This is a genomic window from Microbacterium sp. GCM10027623, from assembly GCF_042666935.1.
Classification (GTDB): domain Bacteria; phylum Actinomycetota; class Actinomycetes; order Actinomycetales; family Microbacteriaceae; genus Microbacterium.
Genome location: NZ_JBHTHE010000001.1, coordinates 826,089 through 849,231, shown reverse-complemented (window position 1 = coordinate 849,231; position 23,143 = coordinate 826,089). Strand labels below are relative to the sequence as shown.

The 23,143-nt window shown below is 66.8% G+C and carries 12 protein-coding genes; 8 read left to right on the top strand and 4 right to left on the bottom strand.

Annotated elements, in window-relative coordinates; genetic code table 11:
* From ACFQY2_RS03870 to ACFQY2_RS03840, 7 genes are all read left to right on the top strand, one after another.
* Window positions 1–4,713 (top strand): DNA methyltransferase, encoded by a 4,713-nt coding sequence (locus tag ACFQY2_RS03870; RefSeq protein WP_378744316.1) that lies wholly within the window; start codon window positions 1–3, stop codon window positions 4,711–4,713.
* Entirely contained in the window at window positions 4,710–11,081 is a 6,372-nt protein-coding gene (locus tag ACFQY2_RS03865) for a DEAD/DEAH box helicase (RefSeq protein WP_378744315.1), read from the top strand. Before ACFQY2_RS03870 ends, ACFQY2_RS03865 begins: the two co-directional genes overlap by 4 nt.
* Window positions 11,082–11,083: 2 nt before the next feature.
* On the top strand, window positions 11,084–13,291 hold the full coding sequence (locus tag ACFQY2_RS03860) for a 3'-5' exonuclease (protein WP_378744314.1): 2,208 nt from the start codon (window positions 11,084–11,086) through the stop codon (window positions 13,289–13,291).
* A gap of 11 nt (window positions 13,292–13,302) precedes the next feature.
* A complete protein-coding gene (locus ACFQY2_RS03855; RefSeq protein ID WP_378744312.1) occupies window positions 13,303–13,761 on the top strand; it encodes a hypothetical protein in 459 nt (152 codons plus the stop codon).
* Between the two features lie 201 nt (window positions 13,762–13,962).
* On the top strand, window positions 13,963–14,505 hold the full coding sequence (locus ACFQY2_RS03850) for a hypothetical protein (RefSeq protein WP_378744311.1): 543 nt from the start codon (window positions 13,963–13,965) through the stop codon (window positions 14,503–14,505).
* A gap of 403 nt (window positions 14,506–14,908) precedes the next feature.
* The gene (locus tag ACFQY2_RS03845; RefSeq protein ID WP_378744310.1) at window positions 14,909–15,106 is read left to right on the top strand and encodes a type II toxin-antitoxin system HicA family toxin; all 198 of its coding nucleotides are present in this window, start codon (window positions 14,909–14,911) and stop codon (window positions 15,104–15,106) included.
* Window positions 15,103–15,489: a hypothetical protein gene (locus ACFQY2_RS03840; RefSeq protein ID WP_378744309.1), complete on the top strand. Its 387-nt coding sequence runs from the start codon at window positions 15,103–15,105 to the stop codon at window positions 15,487–15,489. Before ACFQY2_RS03845 ends, ACFQY2_RS03840 begins: the two co-directional genes overlap by 4 nt.
* Here the strand turns inward: ACFQY2_RS03840 and ACFQY2_RS03835 are convergent.
* The 3 genes from ACFQY2_RS03835 to ACFQY2_RS03825 all read right to left on the bottom strand — a co-directional run bounded on the left by ACFQY2_RS03835 (window position 15,468) and on the right by ACFQY2_RS03825 (window position 20,931).
* Window positions 15,468–16,424 (bottom strand): hypothetical protein, encoded by a 957-nt coding sequence (locus tag ACFQY2_RS03835; protein ID WP_378744308.1) that lies wholly within the window; start codon window positions 16,422–16,424, stop codon window positions 15,468–15,470. The genes ACFQY2_RS03840 and ACFQY2_RS03835 overlap by 22 nt on opposite strands.
* A 94-nt stretch (window positions 16,425–16,518) precedes the next feature.
* Complete coding sequence (locus tag ACFQY2_RS03830; RefSeq protein WP_378744307.1) at window positions 16,519–20,235, bottom strand: hypothetical protein; 3,717 nt, start codon at window positions 20,233–20,235, stop codon at window positions 16,519–16,521.
* A gap of 246 nt (window positions 20,236–20,481) precedes the next feature.
* Complete coding sequence (locus ACFQY2_RS03825; RefSeq protein WP_378744306.1) at window positions 20,482–20,931, bottom strand: VOC family protein; 450 nt, start codon at window positions 20,929–20,931, stop codon at window positions 20,482–20,484.
* Window positions 20,932–21,038: 107 nt separating this feature from the next.
* Between ACFQY2_RS03825 and ACFQY2_RS03820 the strand changes: the two genes are divergently transcribed.
* Window positions 21,039–21,995, top strand: a complete 957-nt coding sequence (locus tag ACFQY2_RS03820) for a helix-turn-helix transcriptional regulator (protein ID WP_378744305.1) — start codon at window positions 21,039–21,041, stop codon at window positions 21,993–21,995.
* 7 nt (window positions 21,996–22,002) lie between these two features.
* On the opposite strand, the gene ACFQY2_RS03815 is transcribed toward ACFQY2_RS03820, so the two are convergent.
* Entirely contained in the window at window positions 22,003–23,109 is a 1,107-nt protein-coding gene (locus ACFQY2_RS03815) for a mandelate racemase/muconate lactonizing enzyme family protein (RefSeq protein ID WP_378744304.1), read from the bottom strand.
* Window positions 23,110–23,143: the final 34 nt, after the last annotated feature.

Here is a 23,143-nt window from a genome sequence, read left to right as displayed (position 1 = left end):
ATGGCGTCGGATGCTTTCATCGTCGGTGAAGACTGGATCAGCGAGCACTACTTCAACACGGATTCGGTCAAGCAGTCCTTCCAGGGACGCGTGGTCACAAGGCGCAAGGACTGGGACGAACGTGAGGATGCCGGGGAGAAGACGCCGAGGTCGCGGCTCGCGTCCGCGACCGCCGCGCTCACGACCGCGCTTTCCACGCTCGACAGAGGCGATGACGAGAACTCCGTACCCGCCGTCGATGCTTCGGAATACCGCACGCAGGTACTGGCACCTCTGACCGAGGCTCTGGGCTACGACGATTCCCGCTGGCGCAAGGAAGTGCACGGGCCGATCACGTTGCTCGCGCCGAAGGATGCGGCCGAGATCTCCACTTCCCTGATCTTCGCCCGCCCGGTGGCCGACGTCGTCGATCTGCTCTCCAAGAAGGAGCCCACCCTCCTCGAGTCATTCGTCCCGGAGGACGAGACCGACGAGATCGTGTCGGTGGCCCGGGCTCTGTCCTGGCTGTTCACCTCTGAGGATGCCCCCGCGTTCGCGGTCGTGCTGAGCGGGGCCAAGGCGCTTGTCGCGGAGCGGGAGCGGTGGGCAGAGGGGCGTTATCTCGCCGTCGACGTGCAGCTCGTCCTGGATCGTAATGAGGTCAAGAAGCGGGGCGGCGAGTTCGACCGTGCCGTCGCGATTCTGGCCGCGGAATCGGTGTCACCCGACGTCGACGGCACCACCTGGTGGGCCGAGACTCTCGACGACTCCGTCAAGCACACGGTCGGCGTCTCGAAGGATCTGCGCGACGGAGTGCGCGAGTCGATCGAGATCATCGCGAACGAAGTCGTGCGACGCCGTTCTGCCTCCGATCAGGACCCTCTGACGGCAAGCGCGGCGAACGATCTGGCACGGCAGTCGCTGCGGTACCTCTACCGCGTGCTGTTCCTCCTCTTCGCAGAGGCTTCGCCCGAGCTGCACGTACTGCCCGTCGGCGCCCCGGAGTACGCCCTCGGCTACGGCCTCGATCGGCTCCGTGAACTCGTCCTCGTCGAGCTCGGCGAAGAATCTCGTCACCGCACGCATCTGTATCAGTCACTCGACACGCTCTTCCGTCTGGTGGATGCCGGGCATACGAAGGCGTCCACGGTCGGCGAATCTTCGACGGACGCCGCGGCCGACGCGCCCGAGGGGTTGGAGTTCCATTCTCTGAGCGCGGACCTCTTCCGTCCCGAGTCAGTGGCGCTGATCGATGAAGCGGAACTCGGAGACGGCGCCCTGCAGCGCGTCCTGTCACTCCTGCTGCTCACCCGTGAGGAGCGGACGAAGAAGGGCGGCGATCGCGGGTTCATCTCATACGCCGATCTGGGCATCAACCAGCTCGGTGCCGTGTACGAAGGACTCATGTCTTACACCGGCTTCTTCGCCGAGACCGACCTGTACGAGGTGGCCAAGGACGGTGATGCATCGAAGGGCTCATGGGTCGTTCCCGTCGAACGCGCGGACGGCATCGCGAAGCAGCATTTCGTGATGGCAGAGGATCCGATCACCCACGAACGCGTGCAGCGACGCTACCGCGGCGGGGAGTTCGTGTTCCGCCTTTCCGGACGTGAGCGCCAGACGTCTGCGTCGTACTACTCACCCGAGGTGCTGACGAAGTTCGTCGTCGGACAGGCGCTCGAGGAGTTGCTCGACCAGGACGGCCACACCACGACCGCAGAGGAGATCCTCGGCCTCACCGTCTGCGAGCCCGCGCTCGGATCGGGCGCGTTCGCCATCGAGGCCGTGCGACAGCTCGCTGACCACTACCTCACCCGGCGAGAGCAGGAGATCGGCGAACGCATCGACCCTGACGAACGCCCGCTCGAGCTCCAGAAAGCCAAGGCATCGATCGCCCTCCATCAGGTGTACGGCGTCGACCTCAATGCGACCGCGGTGGAGCTCGCTGAGATTTCCCTCTGGCTCGACACGATGGTCGACGGTCTGAAGGCACCCTGGTTCGGGCTCCGGCTACGACGCGGCAACTCGCTGATCGGCGCCCGCCGTGCGATCTACTCAGCACAGCAGGTGACCGACAAGGCCTGGTTGAAGGATGTCCCGACGAACGTCCCCGTCTCGACTCTCGTGGACGACATGCGCGAGGGGCGGGTCGGATCGGCGACGAGCGGGAGGATCCATCACTTCCTCCTTCCGGCCGAAGGGTGGGGAGCAGCCGTCGACGCGAAGGAAGGCAAGGAACTCGCCTCCGAGGCGCACGCGAAGCTGCGCACCTGGCGCAACGAGATGCGGAAGAAGCCGTCGAAGAAGCAACTCGACCGGTTGGTGGGCCTCACTCATCGCGTGGAGGTGCTGTGGCAGTTCACCCTGCGCCGGCTGGAGATCGCCGAGCAGCAGGTTCGTCGCGAGGTCACGCTGTGGAACGACCCGCGAGGTGTTCAAGATGACGTCGCCGGCGTCACCCGCGATGAGATCGAGCAGTTCCTGAACGACCCTCACGGCGCTTACCAGCGACTGCGCCGGGTGATGGATGCCTGGTGCGCGATGTGGTTCTGGCCACTCACCGACGCGCTGACCGAGGGGGCCACACCTCCGAGTCTGGACGAATGGCTCGACGGGCTCACCGCGCTGCTCGGCCGGCACGCTGAGGTGAAGGCACCGAAGCGTGCCTCTGAGGGCGCCCAGACCCTCGGGCTCCCGACGAACTGGCATGACCTGGGCGCTGCAGAGGCAGTGGAGCTCGGCTTCGCGCAGGTTGAGAAGGTCGACGACGCGCTCGACGCGCATGCGTGGCTGCGCGCAGCACAGCGCATCGCCGAGGCCAACGGTTTCTTCCACTGGGAACTCGACTTCTCCGGTGTCTTCTCCCGGGGCGGCTTCGACCTGCAGGTCGGAAACCCGCCCTGGGTGCGGCCAGACTTCGACGCTGCTGCCTCGCTTGCCGAGCACGACGTCTGGTTCGCCTTGGCGAGCAAGCCATCAACCAAGGAAATCGATGCACACCGGGGCACCGTCCTGAACGATCCCGGCTCCGCGGCCGATCACGTTGACGACGCCTCTGGCGTCGTCGCGGTTCGCAACTATCTCGGATCGGAGATCAATTATCCACATCTGTCTGGCTTGCGACCCGACCTGTACCGCTGCTTCATGGAACTCACGTGGTCTCATCTGAGCCCGCGCGGCGCAATCGCGCTCATTCACCCGGAATCACACTTCACCGATGAGAAGGCCGAGTTCCTTCGTGAGGCGACGTACGAGCATCTCCGGCGCCACTGGCAGTTCATGAATGAGCTGGTTCTTTTCGAGATCGACCACCATGTGTCCTACGGGGTTCACGTGTACGGTGCAGCACGCGCGCCCCGCTTCGAGATGGCGACGAACCTGTACCACCCAGACACCGTGGTAGGTTCCCGCAGACACACGGGAGACGGCCCCGAACCCGGCATCAAGAATGCTGACGGGAAGTGGGACCTCAGTGCACACAGTGGCCGCATCACCGTGGTCGACGATGACGTGCTCCGCGCATGGCACGGCCTCCTCGAGGACGAGTCGACGCCGGTCCGACGAACTCGGATGGTCTATGCCGTCAACCAGGCGACCGCCACCGTGCTCGCGAAGATCGCTCACGCACCTCGCCTCGGCACCCTTGGGCTGGAGTTCTCCCAGGGCTGGAACGAGACCACAGATTTCAATAGGGGGTTCTTCAAGAAGGAATGGGGCGAGGTCGCCTCGTGGGACCAGGCGATCCTGCAAGGGCCGCACCTGTTCGTCGGAAACCCCTTCTACAAGTCCCCGAACGCGACGATGCTCCACAACCAGGATTGGTCACCGGTCGACCTGGAGACGCTCGCGCCGAACGCGATGCCCGTCACGTCCTACAAACCCGCCAAGCCGCGCGCCGAGTACGACGCCGCCTACACGCACTGGGGCCCCGATCGCGTCCCTGCCCGCGACCACTACCGCATTGCCTGGCGAAACATGGCGGCAAACACAGGAGAACGAACCTTGATCGCAAGCGTGATCCCGCCTGGCGCGGCGCACGTGGATGGCATCTTCTCCCTTGGTATGCCTGCAGCCCGAGGTGACGGGTTGCTAGTCGCTGCGGCGACCATGTCATCCCTTGTGGCCGACCTCAGCGTACGAGCCGCACCGAAATCGACCATTCGGAGCGGCACAGCATCTCGTCTCCCTTTCGTCGAGGACCTCACTCTCGCTCCGGAGCTGATTCACCGGTGCGCCAGGCTCACCGCGGCGACGACCGCGTACGCACCACTTTGGCGCGAGGTTACGTCGAAGTTCCCGACCGATGATCGATTTGCGACAAAGCCCGTCGGCAGCGACGGCCTGACGGTACATATCGGCCCCTGGACTCCAGAGGCCCCCCTCCGTCGCGCATCCGACCGGCGCCAGGCGCAGGTCGAGATCGACGCCATCGTGGCGCTTTCCCTCGGCATCACCGCTGATGAACTGTGCACGATCTATCGCACGCAGTTCGCTGTGCTCTACGGCTACGACCGCAACGTCTATCACTACGACGCGAATGGCCGCCTCGTTCCGAACGAGGTGCTGAAGGTCTGGCGTCAGAAGGGCGACGCGATCACACAGGAGGAGCGCACCGCGACGAACGTATCCGGCAACACCTACGAGTACGAGCTGCCCTTCGTCACGCTCGACCGCGAGGCCGACATGCGTCAGGCGTACGCGCACTTCGAGAAGATCCTTCGGGAACGCTCATGAGTGAACTGCTGCCCTCTCGGGAGGCGGAGCAGATCCGCGATGCGCTGACCGCCTACCTGACCACGACGTTCGCCCTGTCCGACGCCGACGCACAGCGCTCCCTCAAGGAGTTCCTCACCGACCCCGACACCGGAATCTTCCGCGGCCCGTTCGTGAGAGCCCGGGTCCCGTTCCGCACCGCCGACGACGGATGGCGCGACGCCCTCGGCTGGTACGAAGGTCACACCCCGTACGGTCACCAGGCCGCGGCGTTCCGCCGGCTGAGCAGCTCCAACCTCGGAGAACAACCCGATGGCACGGTGAAACAGCATCCACTCCCGACGCTCGTCGTGACGGGTACCGGTTCGGGTAAGACCGAGGCATTCCTGTACCCGATCCTCGATCATGTCCTGCGGGCGAAGGCTGCGGGCACGGGTGGCGTCAAGGCCCTCATCCTCTACCCGATGAACGCTCTGGCCAACGACCAGGCCCGGCGCATCGCGGAGATGATCCGGGGACACGACGCACTCAAGGGCATCCGCGCCGCCCTGTACACGGGCGACCAGGGCGGGCGGAAACGCACGCGCGTCACGGACGACGGACTCATCAATCACCCGGAGACCATCCGTGACGATCCGCCGGACATCCTGCTGACCAACTACAAGATGCTCGACCAGGTGCTGCTGCGGCCTGCCGACCGCTCGGTGGTCGAGGCGATGGCTCAGAGCATGCAGTACCTCGTTCTCGACGAGTTCCATACGTACGACGGCGCACAGGGCACCGACGTCGCGATGCTGCTGCGGCGGCTCGGACTCGCCCTACGACGACACCGAAGCGAAGACCGCGCCATCCCCGACGAGTTCTTCCGCTTCCCCCTCGCGGATGTCACCCCCGTCGCCACGAGCGCGACGTTGGGCGATGACCGCGACCCGTCGGACATGCTCTCCTTCGCCGAGACGGTCTTCGGGCGACCGTTCACGCCCGACAGTGTCATCAACGAGACCCGCCAGTCGACGCGCCTGTGGATCCAGAACGCCCATGCCTCCGGGCGAGCCCCGTCCCGACTCCCGGCCGGAATCAACAACGCATTGGTGGCAGCCGTCTCCGGCGTCGAGATCGATGAGCACGCCGACTCCGCCGAGATCTCATCGATGGTCCTGGACCGCCTGTATCCGCTGACCGCGGAGTCAGACGCCACCACCGTTCCCATCGACTGGGCTGCGATGTCCGATGAGGACCTCCTGGCGGGGGTCGCCGCCCACCCCTTGGTGCATGCGATCGCCCGCGCCGCGGAGAAGGCCGTCTCGATCGACGAGCTCGCCGACGAGATCCTGCCTCGCGGTCTCGGCACAGATGAGACCTTCGAATCACGACGAGACAATCGCCGAACGTTCCTCACCCGCGTGTTCGCCATGCTCAGCCATGTGCGCGCCAGGGTCGGTCGTTCAGCTCTGTCGATCGACCTCAACCTCTGGGTACGTGAGCTCACCCGCATCGACCGCGCGGCGTCCGCGATCGTCCGATTCTCCTGGTCGGACGACGGCCCGAGCGATGCACTGCTCGAAGACGACGATGCCCCGATGTTTCCGGCGATCTACTGTCGGCACTGTGGTCGAAGCGGCTGGGGCGTCGAACTCGCGCCGACCGGCAGCGATCTCTCGGCAGACGACGAGAGCATCCGTCGGAATCACGCCTCGCGTGAGACCCGCAGCCGATTCCGGGCGCTCCTGCACGCGCCGGGCGAAGCCGAATCCGCGGAAGCAGGCACAGATGTCACCGGCCTCGCGTGGTTCGACCCACAACTCCGCCGGATCACGACCTCGAGGTCGGATGACGACGCGTCCGCGCCCCATCATCTGCCTGTCCTGACTCTGCTGAGCGACGATGCGGGCGACGACTCCCGCGATGACGTGTGCCCGGCCTGTCAGCGCCGCGACGGCATCCGTTTCCTGGGTTCCGCCATGGCGACGATGCTCAGCGTGATCGTCACGACCCTCTTCGGCGACGCACAGCTCGACCAGGCTGAGAAGAAGGCACTCGTCTTCACGGACAGCGTGCAGGACGCAGCGCATCGCGCCGGATTCGTGCAGAGCCGCGCGCATGTCTTCGCGTTGCGCAATGCGATTCGTCAGGCGATCGGAGATCAGCCCGCATCCCTGGACGAGATCGTCACACGCATGATGCAGGATGCTGGCGACGACAAGGACGCACGCTATCGCCTGGTCGCCCCGGAGCTGGTGGAACGCGACGACTTCATGCCCTTCTGGTCCAGCGAGACCCTCCGACAGGTACCGACCCAGGTGCGCACACGCATCAGCCGACGTCTGCTCTTCGATGTCGCGATGGAGTTCGGCCTGCATTCGCGGGTGGGGCGCACTCTGGAGCTCACCGGCAGCCTCGCCGCGGGCGTCGACGCATCCGACGCGAAACTCGAGGCACTCGGGCGGAAGGTGCTCGTCGATGCCGACGCCGAGACCCTCGACGGCGTCTCGATGGCGGACGTCGAAGGTTCGCGAGTGTTGCGCTGGGTTCGTGGTGTGCTGGAGCGCATGCGAGAACGCGGGTCCATCGAACACGAATGGTTCGCGAAGTACATCTCCGAAGACGGGCGACGCTGGAACGTCTGGGGCGGACGCCCCCGCGGCACAGGCATGCCGGCGTTCCCTCCGGGGCGGGAGGCTCCGGCGTTCCCCCGGGTCGGACCGCATGCGCCCACCGGCACCGACGGCCACCGCACACATCTCGACGTGGTGTCGTCCTCCCAGAGCTGGTTCGCGACGTGGGCACGCCGCACTCTGTCCGTGACGCCAGCGGAAGGGGCCGCGCTGACGTCCGCGCTTCTCGCCGCGCTGACCAAGGACGGGCTTCTGCACGCGAGCTCGATCGCGACCGGATCGGCCACCGTGTACGCGATCCCTCCGGCATCCGTCATCGTCACACCGGTCACCGAAGCCGATCTCGCCGAGGGAAGTACCCGACTGGTGTGCGACGTCTGTCAGAACCCGATCACCGGCACCGCAGCAGCGGTATCGGCGCTCCGAGACGGACCGTGCATGTCAGCGCGCTGCCCCGGCACACTTCGCACCGCACAGTCCGGGAAGAACTACTACCGCGGCCTGTACGACGACGGGCAGATGCGACGCGTCGTCGCGCGTGAGCACACCGGGCTGCTCGACGACGACGTTCGCCTGAAGTACGAGAACGCGTTCAAATCGTCGGACGAGGATCCGTCCGCGCCGAACGTCCTGGTCGCCACACCCACTCTCGAGATGGGAATCGACATCGGCGACTTGTCCACCGTGATGCTTGCCGGGCTGCCCCGGTCGGTGGCTTCGTATCTCCAGCGTGTCGGCCGGGCGGGGCGACTCACCGGCAACGCGCTGTCGATCGCCACAGTCACCGGCCGGGGCGACCAGCTGCCCCGCATGGGCGATCCGCTGTCGGTGATCAACGGTGCGGTCCGACCCCCGGCAACCTACCTCGATGCCCAGGAGATCGTCCAACGCCAGTACATCGCGTCGCTGCTCGACCGCCGCACGGGAGCGGGACTGGTGACGTCGGCCGACACACACGACGTGCTGGCCTCCAGCGAACGAGGAACCCTTCTCGGTGAGCTGATCGAAGACGCCGACTCTCGACACCGGGAGTACGTGGACGAGTTCCTCACAGCGCTCGGGACGGTGTCCCCGACGACATCCGAGCGGCTTCGATCGTTCGTCGCACCGACGGACGGCATCGGCACCTCACCGCTGGCCGACACGGTACGAGACGCCGTACAACGCTGGAACAGGCAGATCGATGTGCTGGCCTTCCGCCGCAAGGAGATCGCGGACGCGATCCCCGACCTCGAAGCCGCAGTGAACCTCGGGCTCGAGGCCGATGCGGATGAGGCGCTGCGGACGGCACGGATCACCCATCGGATGCTCGGCCGTCAGCTGAACGAGCTCCACACTGATCACTGGGTCTCATCCCTGGAGAGGTTCGGGCTGCTGCCGAACTACACCCTGCTCGACGATTCGGTGACTCTTGATGCCGCGATCTCGTGGGTCGACCCCGAGACCGGAGACTGGCGGGAAGACCCGGTCAGTTACGAGCGTGGCGCATCCGTCGCGATCCAGGAGCTCGCGCCGGGGGCGTACTTCTACGCGCAGGGCCTGGAGATCCTAGTCGACGCCGTGGATCTCGGTCCGGGGGGCGAGGCTGTGCAGGAGTGGTCCTTCTGCTCGAGGTGCGGACACGGTCGCGGCCTGACGGCGGGAGACGGCGAGAACGTCTGCCCGCGGTGCGGCGCCAAGGGGATCAACGACGTCGCACAGCGCCTTCGCGTGGTCGAGCTGGACACGGTCTCGGCGATCGCGCGGCGAGACGAGGCCTCCATCAACGACCGCAGCGATGACCGAATCCGAACGCGCTTCACGGTGCAGGCCATGGCCGATCTCGACCCGGCCGGAGTGGCGCGCCGCTGGTTCGACGAATCGACGCATTTCGGGGTCACGTACGCGCGTGATCTGACCCTTCGCTGGATCAACCTCGGGCGGCAGAGTCTGGGGGGCGAATCGCGGGTCTTCGGCGGCCAGGAACATCATGCGCCGCTGTTCCGCGTCTGCGACACCTGCGGGAAGCTGGACTCCCAGTCCGGCGGGAACCATCCTCGTGACCACCGTTCCTGGTGCCCGCGACGCAGAGATGCCCAGGAGCACACGATCGCGATCGCGCTCAGCCGCACACTCGTGACTCAGGGGACGTTCCTGCGACTGCCCATCGGCATAACCCTCGGCGATTCACTCGCCGTCCCGAGCCTCTCCGCAGCGCTGATGCGTGGTCTGCGAGAGGTCATGGGTGGGGACCCCGACCACCTGAGAGTGATCTCGACCGTCGAACCGGTCGGTGACGACACGACGGCCGAATCTCTGCTCGTGCACGACGCGGTTCCCGGCGGTACCGGATACCTGGCGGAGCTGGCCGACCCCGACCGCATGTTCGATCTGCTGAGGAAGGCGTGGGAGATCGTGCGGGACTGCGATTGCCGCGACGAGCGGCGTTCCGCCTGCCACCGGTGCCTGCTGCCCTATGCCCGTGGGAACACGGCGCTCGTCTCACGCGCGAGCGCGGAACAGGCACTGGCCAAGCTGTTGCAGGTGGACGCCGGCGGGAACCCCCGACGGTTCACGCCGACGGAGCAGGACCCGGGCGTGGTGCTCGACGAGTCGACGATCGAGCAGCTGTTCCGTAAGCGCTTCATCGAGCGGGCGCAGAAGCTCGGCGGCACCGTCAAGGAGAAGCCGGGCGACTGGGGCAACAAGGTTCAGGTGAGCTTCCCCGGTGATGCCCGGATCTGGAAACTGAGCCCGCAGGTCTCCCTCGGGTTCACGAAGCCCGATTTCGTGCTCGAGCAGCACGGCGGGGGCGCGGAACCGGTCGCGATCTACACCGACGGCAGGGCCTTCCATGCCAGCACTCTCCACAACCGGCTCGCCGACGACGCGAAGAAGCGAGAACTGGCGCGCGCAGGTGGCCACCGTGTCCTCGCCGTCACGTGGGCGGATCTGCAGGACGACGATGCCCTCGCGACGAGCTGGGTCGAGCAGGGTTTCGCCGCGAAGGTCGCGGAGATGTATCAGCTGCCTCTCGTCCAACTCGACCGGATCCACTCCGACCCGTTGACGACTCTCATGGAATGGATGCAGGACCCTGCAGGCGAGGCGAAACGCCGCGACAAGGTCGCGCGTGCCCTGCCGATGATGACTCGGAGCCTCGGCGCTCCGTCCGCCACGGACACGGCACCCGTTGAGACGGCCGCCGACGCCCTACGTGGCGCGGCATCCCCGTCGCAGGTCACACCCCTCGGTTGGGTCGTCAGCCAGGGTGCCGTCGCATACGCGACACGGATGGGTGCGCAGGGTGCATCAGAGTTCGCCGTGGTGATCGACGATCGCGACGAGGCGCTCCGCGCCGAAGGGTTCGCTGAGTCCTGGCGGCTCTGGCTGCATCTGTCGAACGTCGTCGGATGGCGCTTCGACCTCAGCGGGGTCGAGATCAAGGCCCTGTCCCAGACGAAAGATGCGACGACGCCGAATGTGTTGGGCGCAGTCGACTTCCCTCTCACAGATCTCAGTGTCGAATGGCAGGAGATCGCCGAGAAGGCGACCCCCCGCGAGAGACCCCTGATCGCTGCTCTGGCCGCCCGCGGAGACGTTCAGATCCCGGAGATGGGATTGGAACTCGGCGATGGGATCCCGTTCTCGTTCGTCTGGCGCGATGCGCGAGTCGCCGCCACGTGGGGCCTGGACGACGACGATCGTGAGACGCTGTCCTCGCTCGGGTGGACCGCCGTCGAACCGGAACTCAATGCGGTCATCAGCGCTCTCGCCGGCGCAGGAGGGAACTGAGAATGCCAACGATCGTCTGGGGTGCTGCCAAGGAGCCGAAGCATGATCCCGCCGTGAAGGCGAAGATCTACACCTTCCTCGACAAGCTGAGTGACGACGACGCGTCGCCGGGACTTCACATCGAACCGATGCAGCAGCCACTCGACGCGCGCGTGCGCACGGGGCGCGTGGACCTCCAGTGGCGGGCCGTCCTCTTCAAGCTCGAGCCCGCCGGTGGCGAGCCCGCGTATGTGTACGCCGGGACCTGGAATCATGATGAGGCGATCAAGCGAGCGCGCACGACCGTGCTCAGCATGAACCCCGTCAACGGCTTGGCGGTCGTCAAGCAGGCGCTTGAAGCTGCCGAGGACATCGAGCTGCCGACTGCACCGAAGACGCAGCCGACCGCGGAACCAGCCCCTGAAGTGGTGCCACTGCTCACCCAGCAGGGCTTCTTCACCACTGATCTGACGGACGAGTTCGGCTTCGATCGCGAGACGGCGGAAGCAGCCTTCCAGATCACGGGCGAAGACGCCCTCGTCGACTTCGCAGCCGACCTCGACACCGCCTGGCAAGCCGACGTGCTCGTCGCGATGGGAGCCGGCACGGCACTCCACCTCATCAAGTCCGAGCTGCGGCTGGACGAACCGGTGGTGACCGACCCGACCGCTGACGACGACACGAAGCTGCTTGAGGCGCTGAAGCATCCGGCCGCACAGATGCAGTTCACCTTCATCGACGACACGGACGAACTGCGCCGGGTCATCGAAGGGGGCGACTTCGGCGCCTGGCGCGTCTTCCTGCATCCTGAGCAGCGTGAGTACGCCGAGAAGCCTCGTAGCGGCTCGTTCCGTCTGACCGGTGGGGCAGGAACCGGGAAGACCGTCGTTCTGCTACACCGTGCGCGGCACCTCGCCCGGCAGAACCCCGATGCCCGCGTCGTGCTGACCACATACACGCGTGCCCTGGCGGAGAACCTGCGACGCGATCTCGAACGTCTGGACCCCGACCTTCCGTTCGCAGACCGCCTCGGCGGCTCGGGAATCCTGGTCCGCGGTGTCGATCAGATCGCCTCCGATGTCCGAGGCGTCGCCGGTGGAGACGCGTACGGTGCGGCGGCCCTCCAGGTCATCGGCTCGACGCGCGACAGCACTGCGACCGTCGCGGAGATGGATTGGAAGTCGGCGATCCACGAAGCCGGAAGCGACCTTCCGATCTCACTCCGGTCCGAGGCGTTCTTCGACGGCGAGTACACGCAGGTGATCCTGCCCCATCGCATCCGTGAGCTGGACGACTATCTACTGGTCCGTAGGCCGGGCCGGGGTGTCGCACTCGACCGAACGCGTCGCACCGCTGTCTGGGCTGTCATCGAGCAGGCGCGCAAGAACCAGCGCATCGCGGGGAGCCTGTCGTTCGGGGAGATCGCGGCGGTCTCCGCGCGATGGCTGGAGTCCGGCGGCGAGAAGCAGGCTGATCACGTGCTCATCGACGAGGCGCAGGACCTGATCCCGTCGAAATGGCAGTTGTTGCGCAATCTCGTCGCAGAGGGCCCCGACGACCTGTTCATCGCTGACGACACGCACCAGCGGATCTACGGACAACCCACCGTCCTGAAGCGATATGGGATCGCCGTGCAGGGCAGATCTCGCCGGCTCACCCTGAACTACCGCACCACGCTCGAGAACCTTCGCTATGCACTGGAGATCCTCTCGGGCATCGAGTACTCGGACGCTGAAGCGGAGGAAGTGACGACCGAGGGGTACCGCTCATCGCGTAGCGGCCCCAAGCCTGCGACCCGCCCGTCGAAGTCGGATGCCGCACAGTTCGACGCGATCTCCGCAGACGTGCAGCGCTGGATCGAAGAGGGAGTCAAGCCCGAGACGATCGCCATCCTCTCCGCCTCGAACACTGCGTCCAAGAAGGTCCAGCAGGGACTCGGCCAACGCGGTATTCCGGTCGCCCTGCTCAACTCACCGCGAATCACCGGCGGTCAGCCCGTGGCGATGACGATGCACACGGCCAAGGGCATGGAGTTCTCACGCGTGGTCCTGTTCGACGTGTCCGACGGCGCGTTCCCGCCGGCGTTCGCCTACAAGAACCTGCCCGAAGAGGAGAAATCGGATCTGGACAAGCGCTTCCGGTCGCTGCTCTATGTGGCTGCCAGCCGAGCACGTGACGAGCTCGTGGTGACCTGGAAGGGCGCGCCGAGCGCGCTGCTGCTGGGGGAGTGAGCCGAGCTCCCATGGAACCACTTTGGACTGATGTCGCCCAGGTGGCGATTTCCGCGCTGACTCTCGTTGCAATCGCGTTCGCCGCCCTACAACTCATCTTTCACAGCCGCCAGATGCATCGCGAGTTCGAAGCGATGTATGTAGTCCGGTATTGGGAGCTGATGGATCGGAGATCGCGTCCATTCGCCCTCGGCCAAGCCCCCACACGGATCGACTACAAGATCATTCTCGAGTATCTCCAGTTGAGCGAAGACGAGATCGACCTGCGTCAACGAGGCCGGGTGACCGACGCAACCTGGGCATTCTGGAGCGAATCGATCATCGACCAGTGCTCGTCTCCGGCGTACGTGAAGACGCTACGTGGCCTACCGGCGGATCGGCTCCCGCAGGTACGGAACCTACTGACCATGGAGGCCGGATGGGACCCGCTGAACAGAAACTGGTTCTGGCGGCGACGCCACGGGCTGTAGTGCGCCTGGCAGTGTCTTGGAAGTATTCCGCCCGCTGAAGGCTCGGCTGCTGCCATGATTAGCGGCATGATGAGCAGTTGGCGAGCCGCATGCGCGGTGGCTACCCTTGCCGTGGCGGTCACAGCGGCAACGGCGTGCACGTCCACGTCGTACTCGTCCGCACCTCCCCCTCCCTCGTGCTCACAGTTGCTTTCAGCTGCTGTGTCGTATGAGCAGTCGGGCACCGGCGACGTCGACGCGATTCTGCAGACTCTGACCGAACGCTGCTCCAACGAGTACGAGATCGCGATCGACTATCTCGCCAATGCCAGTCCCAGCGCATTCCGCGATGGCTCCTGTGAGGAGCTCATCGGTTTCGGGATGAGGGAAGAAGCAGTCGCTCTGCTCTCGCAGAACGGGCACTGCGCGTTCGGTCAGGCAACGGACGCATCCCCAAAGACGCCCGCCACCGAGCAGTGGCCCGAGGGTGGTCTCGGCTGGGATCTCGCACGCGCTCACGTGGGAACTGTGCAACGGGTGTGCGGCCCACTCATGAGCGTCCGCGTGACCGGCGATGGTTCGTTCGTGAATGTCGGGCGAGACTACCCTTCCGCGGATCGGTTCACGTTCATCTTCTGGGACACGTACCTCGAGCCGATCGAACCCGGCGCGACGATCTGCGGAAGCGGTGAGGTATACCTCTACGACGGCGTCGTCGCGCAGATGGAGATGTCGGATCCAGGCGCGCTCGAGATCTGGGGATGATCGCGGTCCACGCCATCTCGTCAGGCGAAGCAGAATGCTCTGGAGCACCTCGACCTCGAATCCAAACGGCCCGAGCTCGAGGGGCAACGGATTCTGCTCGGCTGAGCGTGTCGGTGGTCACGCCTATGGTCAGTGGTGTGCCAGGGCGGCACAGGTTTCGCCGTGACAAAGGAGTCCGTCATGCGAGTATCCGCGTACTACTCAATCAACCCGACCGATCCCGACGTGCACCACGTTCACAACGACTGTCCGACGGGCAAACAGAGCCCTGCACGGAATAGGAGATCGGGGACCAACGGCTGGCGGCTCTGCAAGCACTGTCGCGCCATGTGATTCAACCAGGGCCCAGCCTGTCGTGGGACTGGGCCCATCTCACCCTCCAAAGTGTCTAGCGAGGTAGACTGTGGTTTCCGAGCAACCGACTCGCAAGGTCACCAAGCTGCTCAAGCGCATGGGCTGGCGCGCGCTGCGGACCGTGGGAAGCCACACCACGTGGGAAGGACCGAACGGTACGACCTTCACACTCCCCGACGGCCACAGCACCATCAGTCCCGGCGTCTTCCGCAAGCTGCTGAAGGCTCTGGACGAGGACAAGAGATGACTGCATACGAAGCGACCGTGGTCCGCGAAGGCAAGTGGTGGATGGTGAGCATCCCGTCCATCGACGGACTCACCCAGGCGCGTCGCCTCAGCGAGGCGACCGAGATGGCTCGCGAGTACATCGCAGCATCCAAAGACGTTCCGCTCGAGAGCGTCACCATCGACCTCGAGTTCGCGCCGATCGCCGGGATAGACGACATCGCGGACAAGATCACCTCGATCACGGAAGCCCGCAAACGCGCTGCCGAACTCGAAGAAGCCGCTTCACGTCAGGCGACGGAACTCGCGCGCAGCCTTACCGCCGCGGACATCCCTGTGCGCGACATCGGCGCCATGCTCGGCGTCTCACACCAGCGCGCGCATCAGTTGATCTCGTCGCGCTGAGCCCGGCCGACATCAGCAACCCGCTTCCCCACCAGCATCCGCACCCCCGTCCCGACCACCGCCAACACGACCGCCACCACAACGGGCAGCGTCGTCTCCGCGAGCGCGAGCGGGAAGATCTGTCCGGCGACCAAAGCCATCTCGCGCAGGTCGCCCTGCAGCACGCGCATGCCGAGGCCGTAGCTGATCGCAGTGAACACGGCAGGCAGCTTCCACAGCGCCAGCAGACCGACCACCCACACGACGAGTCGCCCCAGAGGCCGCACCCCGGCCCAGATCAGCGCGCCCGCGACGATCACGGCGGGCACCCAGCGCAGAATCGTCCCCACCTCCGGCGGGTACCCGTTGTACGTCGTGAAAGCGACGATCGCCGTGCTGATCCAGCTGCCCACCGGCACCGCCGACAGCGCGACCGCCAGCGCAGGCAGGGTCACCGTGCGGCGGGATGCCATCCAGCATCCGAGCTGCGCGAGCCCGATTCCGGCGACGACCCCACCGAGCATCCCTCCGAAGTACAGCAGCTCCCGCGAACCTGCGGTGCCGTCGAGAAGGCCGTGCCCGCCGGCGAGCACGGCGAAGCTCTGCACAGTGACGATCACGTGCACGCCGAGCACGCCCAGCGCCGCCATGCCCGCGCGCAGTCGCCGCCACCGCACGACGAGCCCCGCAAGCACGCCGCCGAGCAGCAGCATCACGAAGATGTTCAGCGCGTAGTACTGGCTCAGCGGCAGCAGAGAGATCGGCATGTCATCGGGCATCGTCTGCTCATGCCAGAGGTTCTGCAACGGCAGCCGGGCCCCGCCCACCCACGACGGGAACAGTGCGAACGCGGATGCCACCGCCCCGACCACCAGCGAGGGCCACAGCCTGCTCGTCACGGCGGTGCCTTCGGGTGCAGAGTCGACGTCGGCATGCGGGGCGCGGTCAGCATCCATGGGTCGAGCGTGCCATACGCGGCGCCGATCACGGTCGAGGCGCCGCTCCCGCACCGCGCCGCCCCCGCACCGCGCAGTCCCCGGGCCCCACCGCTCATCGATACAGGTTGCGCGCCACGTAGTCCTTCTTGCGTTTCCCTCCGACCCGGATCTCGTCGGGCAGGAAGGTCTCTCCGTTGGCTCCGGCCTTGAGCGCATCGCGTCGCTTCGCCTCGTCGCTCAGGGCCGCGTCGGCGGCGAACGCATCGAACACCGCCTGGCGTTCCGTACTCGCGGTGAGCGCTTCGGCGACTCTGGAGTCCTCCCAGCCGAACGTGTTCGTCAGCAGATCCTTGTTCTTCTGATCGGTCAACCAGGTGACGTCACCCTTGTACGCGGACGCCTCGAAGGAGATCATCTGAGCGAACGTCGGCGCCCGCGAGGTGAGCGTCTTGAATTGGGCGGCGTGCTGCGCCTCGTGGCGCAGTGTGAGCACCCCGATGCCTCTCACGAAGTCCTCGGCATCATCGACAAGAGCACCGTTGGTGACGGCGTCGGCGATCATGTTCTGGAGAGCGGCGAGGTTGACGAAGATCGTCTTCGGGTCGTCGGTCCACGCGCCGAACTCGACGGCCGCATACGCCTTGCCCTGCGGGTGGGTGGCCAGGTCGCGCAGGGTCACGCCGCGCAACGCGATCTTCGCGTTCACAGCATCCTTCCGGAGCGTCTGCAGCAGCAACGTCTTCGACGATCCGATCGTCGACGCTTTCGACCGGCCCGGCTCGAAGTCCGCCAGCGTCACCGGCACGCCCAGCACGTTGTTCGCAGCACCCAGTCGGTCATGGGAGAACGCCGAGGCGTCGTCTGCGGCCGCGACCTCACGCAGGAACGCGGACGGCCCCGGCATGAAGTCGGTGCTCCCGCCCGACCCGTCGTCACCGGATGCGCCGCCAGCCGACGACGAGGGCGCCTCGCCACCCGCATCGGCCGACGACCTCCCGGTGCTCCCGCCCGAGGTCAACCCGCGCTCGTCCATGTCGCGGCCGTGGTTGATGCGGGCACCGTCGCCCGAGATGCCGCCCTCACGACCCTTGGCGATCTCGGCGGACTTGATCGCCGTGAACATGTTGGCGGCGGCCTTGCCCATCTCGGTGGCCTGCGTGGTCGCCGTCTGGAAGTTCGTGCTCGCGATGCGGCCTGCCTCGGTCGCGGCGTTCAGGGTGCCCGTCGACGCCTCCTGCGCGAGATCCTGCGTTCCGGCGAGCCCTGCCATGTCGCGGAACATGCTTCCGTTCGCCAACGCCCCCAGCGCGGCCGAAAGCCCGGCAGGCTCCGGCAGCACCGTCGGCGTCGAGATGCCGAGCACCGGGGTTCCCAGCGGGCCGGGCTTCAGATCGTCCGTCGTGCCGCGCGATCCGGTCGCGACCGGGGAGATCTCAGGCGGCTGCAGCGGGATCGGCGAGTCCTGCCAGTTCCAGAACCGGGTGATGTCGAGCTTCTCGGCCGAGTTCGAACGACCGAGCACCGCCTCGGCGAAGACGCCGGCCGTCGGAATGGGCACGAGCCGCGTCGACTCAGTACCGAAGTCGATCCCACGGTCGCGCAGCAACGCGCCCCAACTGGCGAACTGCGCGAGCCCGCTGGCATCGCCGTCCTCGGCGGGCGCACGCAGCACCAGGTAGTTGCCCGACACGGCGATCGGGTTCGGCTCGACCTGGTCTGCAAGGGGTCTTCCCAGCCACGACACGTCGGCGAGCAGCAGGGCGAGAGATGCCGCATCCAGGCGCCCTAGCACGACCCGGGTGTAGTGGCTGCGATTCGCCTGCAGGTGGGCGAGCAACTCGTCACGGCGCCCCGCAGCATCCCCGTGCAGAAAGCAGACCTTCTGCATGGCGCTGCTCGCGAGCACGTCGATCGGCACGACGGCGAGCGACTGCTGGCCCTCGGATTCGTACCGGATGACCATCGACCCCTCCCCCGCAGCGGCGGCATCGCACGCCACATGGATCGCATCGATGCCGCGCGCGACGATGCCCTGCGGGAAGTCGACCTGCCCGGTCCCCGCCGCCACCATGAACGTGCTGGCTTCGGCTGCGACTCCCGGCTGGTCGACTCGCACACGATCGACGACGACGTCGTCGAACGCGATCGAGGTGATGCGCGCATCCCCCGGAACGATCTCGGCGATCGGCCCGGGCCGCACCACCGTGAACCGTGTCACCACGCGCGGCGGCCGCACCGGGTCGCCGACCGGTGGCACGACGGGCGGGTCCACGGGCGGGTCGACGGGACCCGATGGGTCGTCGCCCGCCCGCCGCATCGCCGTTCTGACCATCGCCGACGCGGGTGCCAGCGCGACGTCGGCGACCGTGATCGCCCGCGGCACCCGCACGGCGCTGTGCAGTTCGATGCGGCCGCGGTCATCGAGCAGCAGATCCGCCGCACGCGGGGTGAGCGCGCCGGCGAGCAGCTCGCCGCGGAAACGGGCGACGAGATCAGGGCCGGATGCCGTGCTGAAATCCAGCAGCGCGAACGGCAGGAACAACGCCCGATCGAACCGGTTCAGCTGCACGGTGACGCGGTAGATCTGCACGACCTCGTAGTACTGCACCGTCAGCGCGTGCATGTGGTTGTAATTCGCGACAATGCGGGTGCTGACCTGCTCGTGCTCGGATTGCGACACCTCGCGCACGGCGGTCGCCCGCCTGTTCCGCACGGACGTCGCGTACTGCTCGGTGCGGTCGTTCACCCGCTGGTTCATCTCGGCGAAGACCGATCGCGACCCGACCGACCACGATGCGCTCGTCGCCTCGGACTGCGTCTCGGACGACTGGCTCGTGTAAGAGCCGCCGCCTCCGAAGCCGAGGGCGCCACCGATCGAACCGGCCACTCCGGCGATCCCTCCCCCGTAGCTGGCCGCTACGCCCTTCGACGTGCTCGACGACTTCGACCATCCGGTCGCGATCGAGCCGCCCTCCTGCATCTCTTCAGCCACCGCGTTCTGCACTTCGCTGATCGCCCGCACATGATTCGTGGAGTTCGAGAGGCGCTCGCCCTCGTCGACCGATTCGCTCGAGGTCGTCGTGGTCTTGCGCGTCCAATCGATCACCGCGAGCCGGGTCGCCTCACCGGGTGCGAGCGCGAGCGAGTGCACCATGTGCCCGAGCGTGAGCCCCTGCGCGAACCACGACTGCGCGTACGTGGCGATCGCCCCGATCGCCGGTGCCCCGAACGCGAGCCCACCACTGGCCAGCTTCTCGAGCGACAGCGGCGCCGAGAGCGGCTGCTGGGCCTGGGTGGCATCCGTTCCCAGCATGAAGAGCGTGTCGTAGTAGACGCGTTCGGTCGGGTACTCCCCGAAGGCGGGACGCAGTTCGTCGGCGGACCGCTCTTCGGAGTCGCCCAGATCGGTACCGAGCGAGACACCCACCATCTCGTGCGCGACGCGACGCGGCGGCCACAGTGCGAGCTCGCGGATCGTGGTGACCGCGAGGGCAGCGGTGATCGCCGCCGCCGCAGCCTGCGAGATGCCCTGCAGTCTCACGATGGGCAGCGCGGGCACGTCCTCTGGCGCCACCCCCGATCCCGACGGGCCGAGGATGTCCTGCGGCACGAGTTGGACATCGGAGCCGGCCGCGCTGAGCGCGGCGGAGGCGCGGGCGAACACCGACGAGGTGCCGAGATCGAAGATCGAACCGATCGTCAGAGAGGAGAGAGCGGATGCCGCGTCCGGGCTCACCCCGATCAGTTCGGTCACCGGCTGCTCGAGCAGCTCACGGAGACTGAGTTCGCGACTGGACTCGCGGACGAGATCTGCAAAACGGACAGACATGACTGTCTCCGATCCGCGTCCCACAGGGCGCACGCTGACGATCGAGATGCGAGGAGCCCCAGCTGACCACTCCTCACACCGCCGGATGCTACTCCGACCCGGGGCGCCGCGACAGAGTAACTTCCGTGCGGTCACGGGCGGCATCCGTTCGACGGCGCGATCCCGGCATCCGACGGCGGGTGGTCGGTGCAGTGAGCACCAGCGCCCCGGTGCGGCCGAGGCCCCTCCCTCGGCCGCACCACGCTCCTACGCGGCCTGCACGTCCAGCACCCAGGTGACGCCGAACCGGTCGGTCAGCATCCCGAAGCCCGGGCTCCATGCCGACGCGGCGAGGGGCTCGATGATCTGCGCACCCTCGGCGAGCGCGTTCCAGTACCCGGTGACCTCCTCGAGCGTCTCACCGCGGACGGACTGGAAGAACGTGCGATCGGTGATCGTCATGCCGTTCTCGCGCATCGTCGTCCCCGCGATGTCGGCGGCATCCGCACCCGGGATGTCGTACGCCATGATCCGGAAACCGTCCGCGTTCTCGAGCTGGCCGAACACGATCCGGTCGGCGCCTGGCGCCTCCGGCGGCATCCCGAAGTCGGCGTAGGTCGCCGCCACGAACTCCCCGCCGAACACGGTCCGGTAGAACTCGAGCGCCTGCCGGGCGGTGCCGCGGAAGTTCAGATGCGTGGTGGTCTGGATGGTCATGAGGTCTCCTTGTTCTCTCGGCGCTCCCTCCGACGGAAGCGCCATCGAGAAGACGATGACAGCAGAAGAGGTCAGTTTCAGTCCTCTACTTGCACGACAATGGACCCATGACCGGAAGCACGTCGCGGATGCTGGCCCTGCTGTCGCTGCTGCAGACACCGCGCGACTGGCCGGGGCAGGTTCTCGCCGACCGCCTCGATGTCACCGTCCGCACCGTGCGCCGAGACGTCGACCGGCTCCGCGAACTCGGCTATCGGATCGGCGCGATCAAGGGGCCCGACGGCGGCTACCGGCTCGCTGCCGGTTCCGAACTGCCTCCCCTGCTCTTCGACGACGCGCAGGCTGTGGCGATCGCGATCGCCCTGCAGAGCATCCCCACCACCGGCGTCGACATCGACGAAGCCGCGGCGCGCGCCCTCGCCACCGTGCGACAGGTGATGCCGTCCCGCCTGCGGCACCGCGTCGACGGCATCCGCTTCACCGCTGCCGAGGGTGCCGGCCGAGTCGACCCGGCCGTACTCGAAGCGGTGAGCGCCGCCGTCCGTGATCGGCAGATCCTCCGCTTCGGCTACGGCGACCGAGACGCCCCGCCGCGGCGCACCGAGCCGCACGCCCTCGTCGCCCGAGACAGCCGCTGGTATCTGATCGCCTGGGACCTCGACGTGGACGACTGGCGCATCTTCCGTCTGGACCGCCTGTCTCCCCGCACCCCCACCGGCCCCGGATTCACCCCGCGCGCCCTCCCCGCGGAAGACGCGCGCGCGTACCTCGCCGCGCGATTCAAGGGTTCGGATGCCGAGGACCGCTGGCCCTGCGTCGGACAGGTCGTCCTCCAGCTGCCGGCCCGTGAGGTGGCGCCGTGGATCGGCGACGGCGAACTCGAACAGCTCGACGAGCACTCGTGCCGGATCACCCTCGGCTCCTGGTCCTGGGCCGGCCTGCTGGCAGCCGTCGCCCGGTTCGATGCGCCGTTCACCGTCGTCGGTCCGGAGGCACTGATCACGGCATCCGGGGTGCTCGCGGAACGACTGCGCACGGCGGCGCCCACCGGACGCCGCCCGTAACCCCGCCTCAGCCCACCCGCCACCGTGCGACAGCGTCGTGGTCGATCTGCACGCCCAGGCCCGGAGCATCCGGAACCACCAGGTCGCCGACGGCATCGATCATCAGCGGCGCCATGAAGAAGTCGCGCCTCTCGGGTGTCCACCCGGGCGGGTCGTAGGGGAACTCGAGGTACGGCCCGGCATCCACCCCTGCCGCGACATGCAAGTTGGCCAGCAGCCCCAGCCCGTTCGACCAGGTGTGAGGCGTGAACAGGCGGTGCCGCAGGTTCGCCGACTCCGCCACCTGCCGGGCGCGGTACATGCCGACGGCCAGCGCGACATCCGGCTGATAGATGTCGAACGCATCCGCCTCGACCAGCGCCATGATCTCCGGCAGGCTGCGCACCATCTCCCCACCCGACACCTGCATGCCGGTCTGCGCACGCACCTGGCGCACCCCGATGACATCCACCTGTGGCAGAGGCTCCTCGAGCCACAGGACCCCGAGTTCGCTCAGCTCGGCAGCGAGCCGCTGCACGCGAGCCAGCGGCAGCGCCGCGTCGATGTCACCCGACATCCGCCACATCTGATTCAGGTCGACCATGAGGTCGAACGCGTCGCCGACGGCTTCCCGTGCCGCTTTCACCGAGGCCACGCCTTCCGCGAGACGGTGTCGAGCGATACGGATCTTCATCGCCCGGAACCCTGCCTCCTTCGCAGCGACTGCCGATTCGGCCCGTGCCTCCGGCGACTTCAATTCACCACTCGATGCGTACACCGGCAGGCGGTCCCGGGCGCCGCCGAAGAACATGCTGACGGGCAGACCCGCCACCTGGCCGATGATGTCCCACAGGGCCGCCTCCAGCGGCCAGTACCTGCCGCCGTGGAAGTTGATCGTCTCGATCCGGCGGACCTGGTTGAGGATCTGCAGCGGGTCGGTGCCGATGAACAGGTCGCGATACGCCTCGAACCCGTCCATCGTGTCGCCGGAGCCGTACCCGATCACCCCGTCGTCCGTCCGCACCACCACCAGAGTCGCCGCGAACTCCACCCTCGGGTTCGGATCCCACGCTGCTCGAAAAGGTGGAGCCAGCGGCAGGTTCATCCGGATCAACTCGATCTGTTCGATCTTCATCTCACGCCCTCGAAATCCCATTACTCCCGAAAGA